The organism is Gordonia sp. 'Campus' (assembly GCF_022206305.1).
Classification (GTDB): Bacteria; Actinomycetota; Actinomycetes; order Mycobacteriales; family Mycobacteriaceae; genus Gordonia.
Window position 1 is genome coordinate 169,596 of the sequence record NZ_JAKOIW010000001.1, and the last position, 11,352, is coordinate 180,947.

Here is an 11,352-nt window from a genome sequence, read left to right on the forward strand (position 1 = left end):
GGAGTCGCACGCGACTTCATGTCGTCGGAGCGACATCGATCGAGGTCGCGTCGACGGACTGAGGTCGCATGCGACCCCTCTTCGGCCAGCGCACCTCAGTCGATGACCGCTTTCGCGACCGTGATGCACGTCGTGATCCATTCCCGGTCGGACGGACGAAGAGGCCGCGAGGCCCGTTCGGCATCCTCGATCGCCCAGTGCGCGTTGAGGATCATCCGCACGATGACCCAGTCCCGGGCGCGATCCGGGTCGAATCCGGCTGCGTCGACGATCGTGTAGAAGCGTCGGCGGATCTGCTCGCGCACATCGGAATCCCTCGGGCCGAGGCGGTTCCACAGCATCGGCGCGAGCTCGTAGTGCCGGTCGCCCGACATCGGACTGGGGTCGATGGCGACCCAGTCCCCGTCGGGACCGGCGAGGACGTTCTCGTGGTGCAGGTCGCCGTGCACGATGACGCCCCGGCCGTCGGTGTCCGACACGAAGTCCCGGCCCAGGGACAACGCCTGCTCGACGAACCGCCTCGGCACCGGAGCATCACGGGGCATGGCGGCCAGCCCGGCCAGCCATCCCTGAAGGTGCGTGGTGAGGCGAGTCAGGCGCCCCGGCGCCGGGATGTGCAGCACACCGTAGAGTCCGGCGACCACCGTGCAGGCCTCGTCGTCGTCGACGGTCGTCAGGTCCCGCCGTTCCAGACGCTCGAGGAGCAGCGCCCGCCTGCGCGGGTCCGCGCGCACCAGGCGCACCGCACCCCGCCCGTGCCAGTGCTGCAGTCCGAGCGCTTCCTGGGCACCTTCGTCGTCACCGTCGAAGGCGAGCTTGAGGACCCCGCGCTGTCCGCCCCGGTCGACCACCGGGACCACCATCGACTCGAACCCGTGCCACACGTCCGAACCGTCGCGTCGTAGTTCCCACTCGGTGAGCAGTGCCGACGCGGTGACGGGGAGTCGGCGCAGCCACTCCTGCCAGGCCGGTCCGAGCGCCGCCTGTGCGGCCAGGCCGGCGGGGATGTCCGCATCGATGATCATCTGCGCGCGTTCACGATCCGGCACCTGCCGACGCGCTGCCCGATCGGACGAAGCGGTAACCCATGCCGGCTTCGGTGAGGAGATGCCGGGGATGGGCGGGGTCGTCTTCCAGCTTGCGGCGCAGACTCGCGAGGTAGACACGGAGGTAGTTGCTCTGCCCGTCGTAACCCGGTCCCCACACGGATGCCAGGATGTCCTTCTGCGACACCAGCTTTCCCTCGTGCCGCACGAGCATCTCGAGAATTCCCCACTCGGTGGGGGTGAGGTGGACGGGTGACTCGTCGCGCGTCACCTGCTTGGCGGCGAGGTCGACGGCGAACGCACCGGCGTCGACGACCGGTGACTCCGACGCCCCACCGGTCACCGCCCCGCGACGCAGCGCCGCCCGCAACCGCGCCAGGAACTCCTCCATCCCGAACGGTTTGGTCACGTAGTCGTCGGCGCCGGAATCGAGGGCCACGACCTTGTCCGCCGCGTCGCTGCGCGCAGACAGGACGATGACCGGCACCGTCGTCCAGCCCCGCAACCCTTCGAGCACCGTGAGTCCGTCGATGTCCGGCAGGCCGAGATCGAGGACCACGACATGCGGGTTGATCCGCGCCGCCGCCGTGAGCGCCGCCGCACCCGTGGCCGCGGTGGTGACGGCGAAACCTCGGGCGTTCAGGTTGATCCGCAACGCGCGCAGCAGTTGTGGCTCATCGTCGACGACGAGGACCCGGGTCTTCTCGGCAGTCATCGCGCTTCTCCCGGATCAGGGTGCGCCACAGTGGCTCCGGGCGGCCGCGAGTCGCCAGGCGTCTCGGCATCATCGGTCGCGGGCAGGTCGACGACCATGGTGACACCGCCGCCCGGGGTGTCCTCCACGGTGAGGACCCCTCCGATCGCCGAGACGAAGCCTTGCGCCACCGACAATCCCAGCCCGACGCCGGACGACGCCCCGCTCGTGTCGCCACCCTGATGGAACGCTGCGAACACCTGCTCCCGGCCAGTCTCGGGCAGGCCCGGCCCGTGATCGACGACGCGGATCACGCACCGTGGCGGATCGCCGGCGGTCAGGCGTGCCACGATCCCGACCTCGCCGCCGCCGTGGCGGCGCGCGTTGTCGATGAGGTTCGCCAGCGCACGTTCGAGGAGACCGGCATCGGTGAACGCCCAGGCGTGACCCAGGTCGAAGGCGGGCCCCGCCTCCGTTCCGTATCGATACACCTCGGCAGCGGCCCGGTGCACCACTTCCGGAAGGAATGTCCGCTGCAACTGCGGCCGCACCGCCCCGGCCGCGAGACGCGACGAGTCCAGCAGGTTGCCGACCAGCGCCGCGAGATGATCGACCGACTCGTCGACGGTCGCCAGGAGTTCCGCGGTGTCCTCCGGGCTGAACGTCACGTCGTCGCTGCGCAGGCTGGACACGGCGGCCTTCGCGGCGGCTAGGGGTGTCCGGAGATCGTGACTCACCGCCGAGAGCAGCGCGCGACGCAATTCGTCGGTCCGCGCGAGCGCCTCGGCGGAGGCCGCCTCCGCCTCGAGCGCATGACGCTGCACCGCACTCGCCGCCTGGCCGGCCACCGCCGCCAGCACCCGCCGGTCTCGTGCACCGAGTTTCGGGCCGCGCAACAGCAACTCGAATTCGTCCCCCGGCACGACGCACACGGTGTCGGCGTCGTCGGGTCCCGTCGGAGGGTGCTCGCCGACGGCGGCCTCCACCCGTCGGGCGGACCGCGCGATGCGCCGTACCACCGACACCGCCGTCTGGTCGTAGGTCTCGCGTAACCGTTCGAGCAGCCCCGGAACGTCGGCGCCGCCGAGCACCACACTGGAGAACAGCGCGAGCAACTCCGCCTCACGGGTCGCGTCCTGCGCCTCCGCACGACGCACGGTGGCCGAATCGACCAGTGCCGCAACGGCGACCGCGATCAACAGCAACACCAGGATGGTGATCAGGTTGTCGGGCTGACTGATCGTGAACGTGAAGCGCGGGTCGGTGAAGAAGTAGTTCAGCAGCAGACCGGAGACCACGGCCGACAACGCGGCCGGTGCGATACCGCCGAGCATCGACACCGCGAGGACCGACACGAAGAACAGCGCCGACTCACTGGCAAAGCCGAGCCACGGGTCGAGCATCCGCAGCACGCCCGTCACGGCGAGCGGCACCAGGACCGCGAACACCCAGCTGAGTGGACGGTGGAAGCGGGTGTTCCGGATGTCGAGGCGCGACCGGCGTTTCCGCTCGTCGTGGGTCACCATGTGGACGTCGATGCGACCGCTCTGACTGACCACTGTTGCTCCGACACCCTCGTCGAAGATGCGTTTCCACCGGGGACGGCGCGAGGTCCCGACGACGAGCTGCGTGGCGTTGACCCCGCGGGCGAATTCGAGCAGGGTGGCGGGGATGTCGTCACCGACGACGGTGTGGATGCGGGCGCCGACGCCGGCGGCGAGCTCTTTGAGCGCGGCGAGGTCGACACCCGCGCCGGTCAATCCGTCGCCTCGGACCACGTGCACGGCCAACAGCTCCGCGCTGGACCGCGAGGCGATGCGGCCGGCCCGGCGCAGCAGGGTGGGCGACTCGGCGCCGCCGGTCACCGCGACGACAACCCGTTCCCGCGCCTCCCAGGTGTCGGTGATGCCATGCGCCGCACGGTAATCGGCGAGCTTGTCGTCCACCTGGTCGGCCAGCCACAGGAGGGCGAGCTCGCGCAGTGCCGTGAGATTGCCCTGTCGGAAGTAATTCCGCAGGGCACCGTCGACCCGACCGTCCGGATAGACCTTGCCCGCCGACAGGCGGCGGCGGAGTGCCTGCGGGTCGATGTCGACGAGTTCGATCTGGTCGGCGCCGCGCACCACGTCGTCGGGGACGGTCTCGCGTTGCACGACGCCCGTGATCTGCGCGACGACGTCGTTCAGGCCGGCGAGGTGCTGGACGTTGATCGTCGAGTAGACGTCGATGCCTGCATCGAGAAGATCTCCGATGTCCATCCATCGCTTGGTGTTCCGCGACCCGGGGGCATTCGTGTGGGCGAGCTCGTCCACCAGCGCGACCTGCGGCCGGCGGGCCAGTACGGCGTCGACGTCCATCTCCTCCAGCGGTGTCCCGCGGTACGGCCGATGTACCCGCGGGATCACCTCGAGACCTTCGACGAGCGCCGCCGTGGCGACCCGGCCGTGGGATTCGACGACCGCCACCACCACGTCGACACCCTCGTCGACGAGAGACCGGGCCTGAGCCAGCATCTCGTAGGTCTTGCCCACGCCGGGCGCACAGCCGAGGAAGACACGGAGCCTGCCGCGTCCCTCGGAGTGCGCGTCCGCGGCCGCCTGCGTCGGGACCCTCGCTGCCGCCGGGTCCGCCGCTGAGGTCATCGGCCGATTCTATCCCCGGTCACGACGCGCCACAGACGGGCGGCGCGTGCCCCAGGGCCAGGTTCACCTCGAGCACGTTGACCCGCGGCTGCCCCAGGAAACCCCACTGCCGACCCTCCGTGTGTGCGTCGATGACGGCCCTGATGTCCTCGGGGGACCGACGATTCTCCCGCGCGAGCCGAGCGACCTGCAGTTCGGCGTACTCGGGACTGATGTGCGGGTCGAGCCCCGACCCCGACCCGGTCACGGCGTCGGCGGGGACCGCGGCGGCCGGCACGCCCTCACGCGCCGCGATGAGTGTCCGCCTGGCCTCGACGTTGGTGCGCAGGATCTCACTGTTGGGGCCCTGGTTGCTCGCCGCCGAAGCGGAAGGATCGCCGGCGGCCATCGGCTCGTCCGCGGCGCCGAGCACCCGCGCGTGCAGATACGGGTCCGGAGCACCGGGCCCGACCTGCGGGTCGAGGCCGATCAGCGCGGAGCCCATCCGGCAGCCCGCCGCGTCGACGATCTGCGAACCCTCGGCCCCGGACGTGTTCACCCGCGAGATCGCCCACACCGCAGCGGGATAGGCGAGTCCGAGGAGCATCGTCAGTCCGACGACCATTCCGAGGGCGGCGACGCATTGCCGGAAGAGACCGGCCAGGAGAGTGTTCATGGTGGTCATCCCATTCCCGGAACGAAACGAACGACGAGGTCGATCAGCCAGATGCCGATGAACGGCGTGATCACGCCGCCGACCCCGTACACGAGTAGGTTGCGGCCCAACAACTTCGACGCCGAGCTGGGCCGATAGCGCACCCCGCGCAGCGAGAGCGGGATGAGCGCGACGATGATCAGCGCGTTGAAGATCACCGCGGACACGATCGCCGACTGCGCGGAATGCAGACCCATGATGTTCAAGGCGTCAAGCTGTGGGTAGACGGCCGTGAACATGGCGGGCAGGATCGCGAAGTACTTGGCGAGATCGTTGGCGAGCGAGAACGTCGTCAGCGCACCGCGGGTGATCAGCAGTTGCTTGCCGATGCCGACCACCTCGATGAGCTTCGTCGGGTCCGAGTCGAGGTCCACCATGTTGCCGGCCTCCTTGGCGGCCGACGTACCGGTGTTCATCGCCAGACCCACATCGGCCTGGGCGAGTGCCGGGGCATCGTTGGTGCCGTCCCCCGTCATCGCGACGAGCCGACCCGACGCCTGCTCGGACCTGATCAGGGCCAACTTCTGCTCGGGCGTGGCCTCGGCGACGTAATCATCGACACCGGCCTCGGCGGCGATGGCCCGGGCGGTGAGCGGATTGTCACCGGTGACCATCACCGTACGGATGCCCATCGCCCGCAACTGGGCAAAACGTTGCGCCATGCCTGGTTTCACCACGTCCGACAGGGCGATCACACCGAGCACCCGCGCCGGCCGCACGTCCTCTCGGACGCCGACCACCAACGGTGTCCCGCCCGCGGCGGAGATGCGTTCGACGTCTGCGGTCACCGCGTCCCCCACAGCTCCGGCGCCGGCCACGACCCATGTGGTCACGGCATCGGCGGCGCCCTTGCGGTACTCGAGAAGCACGGCGGGGGTCTGCAGATCCACACCGCTCATGCGGGTCTGGGCGGTGAACGGGACGATCGAGTCGGTCGTCGTCGTCCCCGAGCCCGTTCGGTTCGAGCCCGTTCGATCCGGGCCGGTTCGGTTCGGGCCGGCACCGTCGTCCCGCATCACCCCGTAGGCGGATTCGCACAGTTCGACGATGCTGCGTCCCTCCGGGGTGCCATCGGCCAGACTGCACCGGTGGGCCACCCGGGCCATCTCGTCGATCGGGATCCCCGGCGCCGCATGCAATTCGGTGGCCCGGCGGTTGCCATAGGTGATCGTGCCGGTCTTGTCCATGAGCAGGGTGTCGATGTCGCCCGCCGCCTCGACGGCCCGGCCCGACATGGCCAGGACGTTGCGCTGCACCAATCGGTCCATCCCGGCGATGCCGATCGAGCTCAGCAGGGCTCCGATCGTCGTGGGGATGAGGCAGACCAGCAGCGCGATCAGCTTGATCGGGTCGGGCGACTGGCCGGCGTACTCCTGCATCGGGCCGACGGCGACGACCGTGAGCAGGAAGATCACCGTCAGGCTGGTCAGCAGGATGTCGAGGGCGATCTCGTTCGGCGTCTTCTTGCGCGCCGCGCCTTCGACCAGGGCGATCATCCGGTCGACGAAGGTCTCACCGGGCGACGTGGTGATCCGGACGACGATGCGGTCGGAGAGGACGACGGTCCCGCCGGTGACCGCCGACCGGTCACCTCCCGATTCGCGCACCACGGGCGCGGATTCACCGGTGATCGCCGATTCGTCGACGGTCGCGATACCGTCGACCACATCCCCGTCGCCGGCGATGACCTCACCGGCCTCGACGACGACAAGGTCACCGATGGTCAGTTCACTGCCCGCGACCTCCTCGAGGTTCCCGAGCCCCAGCGTGTCGTCGCCGTCGACGAGGCGTCGGGCCATCGTGTCGCGCTTGACCTTTCGCAGACTGTCGGCCTGCGCGCGGCCTCGACCCTCCGCCACGGCCTCGGCGAGATTGGCGAAGACCACGGTGAACCACAGCCACGCAGCGACCGTCCAGCTGAACCACGACGGGCGCACGACCGCGAGCACGGTGGTGACGACGGCACCGACGAAGACGACGAACATGACCGGGTTGCGGGCCTGGTCACGCGGGGTGAGTTTGCGCAACGCCAGCGGCATCGAGGTCACGAGGGAGCGGAGGTCGAAGGCGCCCCGCGACACCAGCGCGGGCTCGGAGTCCGGAAGGGTTGAGAGCGTAGAGGTCCCGGATCGCCCGGGACCGGATCGGTCGGATTCGGTCAGTTGTGTGGTCACAGCAGTGCCTCGGCGATCGGTCCCAGCGCCATCGCCGGGAAGAAGGTGAGTCCGGCGACGAGCAGGATCGTCGCCGCGAGAAGGGATCCGTAGAGGAATCCGTGGGTCGGCAGTGCGGACCGTGAGTCCTGCTCGGCGTCGGCGGGCGCGGTCAGCACCGCCGTCGACGCCGTGTGCACCGCGACCCCGGCGGGCTCACCGATGGCGGCGCCGTCGCCTCCCGCGGTCGCCGATCCACCGATACCGCGCGGGGTTTGGCGGGCGAGCAGGCCGGCCAGCGCGAGCACGAGCACGATCGGCAGGAATCTCCCGAGGAGCATCGCGACTCCCAGCGAAGCCTGGAACCAGTCGCTGGTGACCGTGAGACCGCCGAATGCGCTGCCGTTGTTGTTCGCGGCCGACGCGTAGGCGTAGAGCACCTCGCCGAAACCGTGGATCGCTCCTGGCGACCCGGGATCGCCGCTGTTGCCCTGTGCCGTCGTCGTCGAGCCGAGGATCACCGAGATCCCGGTGCCGGCAAGGACGAGCGACGGCATCACCAGTACATACAGTGCCGCGACGGTGATCTCGTGCTGACCGATGCGCTTGCCGAGGAAGGTGGGTGACCGACCGACGAGCAGTCCGCCGATGAAGACGGTGATGATGGCCAGAACGAGTATTCCGTAGAGTCCCGAGCCGACACCGCCGGGAGCGACCTCGCCGAGGAGCATGTTCCAGAGGAGTACGCCGCCACCGCCGGCCGAGAAGCTGTCGTGGGCGGAGTTCACCGCGCCGGTCGAGGTGCCGGTCGTCGACACCGCGAACAGCACCGAACCCGGAATCCCCAGTCGCACCTCCTTGCCCTCCATCATGGCGCCGGCTGCCTCGGAAGCGATCCCGCCGGTCCGACTTTCGAAGGTCCACACCAGGGTGAGCAGAATCGACCAGATCGCGGCCATGACACCCAGCAGCGTCAGTCCTTGACGCCGGTCGGCGACCAGCGTGCCGTACGTCCGCGTGAGGCAGACGGGGATCAGCAGCAGCGCGACGATCTCGAGCAGGTTGGAGAAGGGCGTGGGATTGGAGAAGGGGTGCGCGGAGTTCGCCGACAGCGTCCCGCCCCCATTGGTGCCGAGTTCCTTGATGGCCTCCTGCGAGGCGAACGGCCCGACCATGCTGCGGGCATCGGCTCCGTCGAGCGTGGTCCAGTCGAACCCGGTGCGCCACGACTGCACGACGCCCTGAGTGATGAGCAACGTGGCCACCACGAGACTGAGCGGCAACAGGATTCGGGTCACACCCCGCACGAGGTCGACCCAGAAATTGCCGATCTCGCCGTTCGCCCGCCGGTTGACGATCCCGCGAATCACCGCGATCGCGACCGCCATCCCCACCGCCGCCGAGACGAAGTTCTGCACGGCGAGCCCGACCATCTGGGTCAGGTTGCTCATGACCACCTCGGGCGAGAAGGACTGCCAGTTGGTGTTGCTGACGAAGGAGATCGCGGTGTTGAAGGCCATCGACGGCGCCACGCCCGGTTTGCCGTCGGACCAGGGCAGGACGCCCTGGAGACGTTGCCACAGGAAGAGGACGATGAAGGACACCAGCGAGAAGCCCAGCACCGCAAGCGCATACCCGACCCAGGTCTGCTGTCGGCGGGGGTCCACCCGCGCCATTCGGTAGAGGACGCGTTCGACCCACAGGTCTCGTTCACCGTTGTAGACACGTGCCATGTGGTCGCCGAGCGGCACGTAGGCGACGGCGAGTATCGCGACCAGTGCGCCGAGTTGAGCCAGTCCCGCGAGAGTTGTGTTCATCCGGTCAGAACCTCTCCGGGAACACCAGCGCGACCAGCAGGAACACCACGGTCGCGGCCGCGAGCGCCAGCAGTACGACGTTGACCACCCCGTCGGCGGTCACTTCCTGGTCCTCACATCGACGGCCCGCACTGCCAGCACACACAGGGTGAACCCCGCGATGGCGAGCAGCACGTACAGCAGATCCGCCACGATTTCTCACTCTCTCGAACGCATCGGTGCGCCCACCGTTCAGTGGGCACACCGAAGGATCACGCCCCGGAGTGCGAGCGAGAGAGTTTCTTAACGCGATCCATACGCGGACCGGGCCGGTATTGACGTCGCGTTGTCACCGGGCCCGCGTGACCCGCGGACCGGCGCCGATCAGACCGCGGGCGTGATGACGATCCCCACGCTGCCGTGCGCGCCCCGACGCAACCTGCTGCCGAGGATGGTGATCTTGCCGAGGAGTCCGTACTTGTCGGCGATCGCCTTCTTGACGCGACCGCTGTCCGCCGCGTCGAGCACCTCGGCGGTTCCGCTGACGGGTGCGCCGAAGTTCTTGTGGCCCCGGACATCACAGGCCTGGACGACCACGCGCGGATCACGTCGCAGCCGCTTCACCTTCCACGAATCGGCCACCGTCCACATCACCAGACGGTCTCCGTCAAGCGCGGCCCACAGCGGCGACGTCACCGCGGCGCCGTTCTTGCGGTACGTCGTCAGGTTCACGTACTTGGCGGTTCCCGCCTCGCCGAAGGTCGACGCATTGTTCGAGGTCATGCGGCAATGTTACGGGCATCAGGCGATGCGTACGGTTGCCTACGATCAGGCGCGGGCCGCCCCTCGGTGCGCGGCGTCCACCTTCTCGCGGATGACGCAGCCGTATGCGTGGTCGTTGACCATCCCGGTCGCCTGCATGAGTGCGAACATCGTCGTCGGACCGACGAACCGCCAGCCGCGCTTCTTCAGTTCTTTCGACAGCAAGGCCGACTCCGGCGAGGTGGTCATCGAGCCCGGCACGTGGTCCCGTTTCGGCGCATAGCCCCAGAAGTACGACTCCATCGACCCATGCTCCTCGATCAGTTCGACGGCACGTCTCGCGTTGTTGATCGATGCCTCGATCTTCCCGCGATGCCGGATGATCCCGGCGTCGCCGAGCAGGCGGGTGACATCGGCGTCGCCGAAACGGGCGACCCGGTCGATCTCGAAACCGGCGAACGCGGCCCGGAAGTTGTCGCGCTTCATCAGGATGGTGCGCCAGCTCAGACCGGACTGGAATCCTTCCAGGCAGACGCGTTCGAAGAGCGCGTCGTCGCCGACCACCGGGAAACCCCACTCGGTGTCGTGATACGTGGTCTCGGGCTCTCGAGCCGCCCACAGGCAGCGTGGTCGTCCGTCACCGATCGTGATCGTGTCGTCGGCCATGGGCATTCCTTCCGTCGCGAGGACGCTACCCGGCGCGCATGACACAAGCCGTCCGGGTGAGGCGCAGAACGGTGACCCCATTCGGCCCGTTATGAAATCGTGACATGAGGATTGCGAAACCATCCCGTTGTGCCTGTGGATGATGGAGGAGAAGGTCAGGCAGCTTAGCGTTGTACACATCGCATCGACGACTCCGTCGGCACCGACACCGACGACAGCCCGAGCACCGGACAACCGCCATCGCGGCAAGGAGTTTCATCATGAACGACGCCGATCTGAGCACACTCCTTGCCCGCGTGGCGACCGGCGACATGGACGCCTTCGCCCAGTTCTACGACGCCACCTGCGACCGTGTCTACGGCATGACCCTGCGGGTACTGCGCGATCCCGGTTACAGCGAAGAGGCCACGCAGGAGACCTTCTTGGCCGTCTGGCGTAACGCCGACACATACAAGCCGGAGTCCGGGTCGGCCCTGTCCTGGATTCTGACCCTGGCGCACCGCCGGGCGGTCGATCGTGTCCGCTCGGAGTCGGCCGCCACCCGGCGCACCGTCGCCTACGGCATCGCAGACACCGGACGCGAGATCGACGAGGTCAGCGAATCGGTCGAACGTCGCGAGATCGCTCGCCTCATCCACACCGGACTCGAGACCCTCACCCCACTGCAGCGCCAGGCCATCGAGCTGGCCTACTTCCACGGTCTCACCTACCGCGAGGTGTCCGAGCACCTCGGGATCGCGCTGCCCACCGTCAAGTCGCGCATCCGCGACGGCCTCATCCGACTCCGCCAGACCGTGCCCGGTCGCGCCGCCTGACCCCGCACCACACTCGCTCTCCACACGACCCCGCCCGGCGATAGACCACCGCCGGAGCGGGGTCGACTCATGTCTGCAGGCGCC

Annotated in this window: 10 protein-coding genes; 1 reads left to right on the plus strand and 9 read right to left on the minus strand. The window is 68.6% G+C overall.

Translation table 11 applies throughout. The features are described 5' to 3' along the window. Window positions 1-95: 95 nt before the first annotated feature. The 9 genes from MAY35_RS00790 to MAY35_RS00830 form a co-directional block, all read right to left on the minus strand. On the minus strand, window positions 96-1,025 hold the full coding sequence (locus tag MAY35_RS00790; protein WP_238418724.1) for an aminoglycoside phosphotransferase family protein: 930 nt from the start codon (window positions 1,023-1,025) through the stop codon (window positions 96-98). Between the two features lie 10 nt (window positions 1,026-1,035). Further along, complete coding sequence (locus MAY35_RS00795) at window positions 1,036-1,761, minus strand: response regulator (protein ID WP_238418725.1); 726 nt, start codon at window positions 1,759-1,761, stop codon at window positions 1,036-1,038. After that, window positions 1,758-4,382 carry a DUF4118 domain-containing protein gene (locus tag MAY35_RS00800; RefSeq protein ID WP_238418726.1) on the minus strand — a complete coding sequence of 875 codons (2,625 nt, stop codon included), beginning with the start codon at window positions 4,380-4,382 and terminating at the stop codon, window positions 1,758-1,760. The genes MAY35_RS00795 and MAY35_RS00800 overlap by 4 nt, the downstream gene beginning before the upstream one ends. A 19-nt stretch (window positions 4,383-4,401) precedes the next feature. Further along, window positions 4,402-5,037 (minus strand): potassium-transporting ATPase subunit C, encoded by a 636-nt coding sequence (locus MAY35_RS00805; RefSeq protein WP_238418967.1) that lies wholly within the window; start codon window positions 5,035-5,037, stop codon window positions 4,402-4,404. 5 nt (window positions 5,038-5,042) lie between these two features. Then, window positions 5,043-7,250 (minus strand): potassium-transporting ATPase subunit KdpB, encoded by a 2,208-nt coding sequence (gene kdpB, locus MAY35_RS00810; RefSeq protein ID WP_374237903.1) that lies wholly within the window; start codon window positions 7,248-7,250, stop codon window positions 5,043-5,045. Next, window positions 7,247-9,046 carry a potassium-transporting ATPase subunit KdpA gene (gene kdpA, locus MAY35_RS00815; RefSeq protein ID WP_238418727.1) on the minus strand — a complete coding sequence of 600 codons (1,800 nt, stop codon included), beginning with the start codon at window positions 9,044-9,046 and terminating at the stop codon, window positions 7,247-7,249. Before kdpA ends, kdpB begins: the two co-directional genes overlap by 4 nt. Before the next feature lie 4 nt (window positions 9,047-9,050). Beyond that, on the minus strand, window positions 9,051-9,149 hold the full coding sequence (locus MAY35_RS00820; RefSeq protein WP_238418728.1) for a potassium-transporting ATPase subunit F: 99 nt from the start codon (window positions 9,147-9,149) through the stop codon (window positions 9,051-9,053). A gap of 260 nt (window positions 9,150-9,409) precedes the next feature. Next, a complete protein-coding gene (locus MAY35_RS00825) occupies window positions 9,410-9,808 on the minus strand; it encodes a PPOX class F420-dependent oxidoreductase (RefSeq protein WP_238418729.1) in 399 nt (132 codons plus the stop codon). Window positions 9,809-9,853: 45 nt separating this feature from the next. After that, window positions 9,854-10,453, minus strand: coding sequence for a DNA-3-methyladenine glycosylase I (locus MAY35_RS00830; protein ID WP_238418730.1), 600 nt, complete (start codon window positions 10,451-10,453; stop codon window positions 9,854-9,856). A gap of 260 nt (window positions 10,454-10,713) precedes the next feature. Between MAY35_RS00830 and sigK the strand changes: the two genes are divergently transcribed. Next, the gene (sigK, locus tag MAY35_RS00835; RefSeq protein ID WP_238418731.1) at window positions 10,714-11,268 is read left to right on the plus strand and encodes an ECF RNA polymerase sigma factor SigK; all 555 of its coding nucleotides are present in this window, start codon (window positions 10,714-10,716) and stop codon (window positions 11,266-11,268) included. The last annotated feature ends 84 nt before the right edge of the window (window positions 11,269-11,352 follow it).

Bases quoted from the DNA above. Each gene is read 5' to 3' on its own strand.
- MAY35_RS00825 (WP_238418729.1), bottom strand. From the start codon at position 9,808: ATGACCTCGAACAATGCGTCGACCTTCGGCGAGGCGGGAACCGCCAAG.
- MAY35_RS00830 (WP_238418730.1), bottom strand. From the start codon at position 10,453: ATGGCCGACGACACGATCACGATCGGTGACGGACGACCACGCTGCCTG.
- MAY35_RS00795 (WP_238418725.1), bottom strand. From the start codon at position 1,761: ATGACTGCCGAGAAGACCCGGGTCCTCGTCGTCGACGATGAGCCACAA.
- kdpA (WP_238418727.1), bottom strand. From the start codon at position 9,046: ATGAACACAACTCTCGCGGGACTGGCTCAACTCGGCGCACTGGTCGCG.
- MAY35_RS00805 (WP_238418967.1), bottom strand. From the start codon at position 5,037: ATGAACACTCTCCTGGCCGGTCTCTTCCGGCAATGCGTCGCCGCCCTC.
- MAY35_RS00790 (WP_238418724.1), bottom strand. From the start codon at position 1,025: ATGATCATCGATGCGGACATCCCCGCCGGCCTGGCCGCACAGGCGGCG.
- MAY35_RS00800 (WP_238418726.1), bottom strand. From the start codon at position 4,382: ATGACCTCAGCGGCGGACCCGGCGGCAGCGAGGGTCCCGACGCAGGCG.
- sigK (WP_238418731.1), top strand. From the start codon at position 10,714: ATGAACGACGCCGATCTGAGCACACTCCTTGCCCGCGTGGCGACCGGC.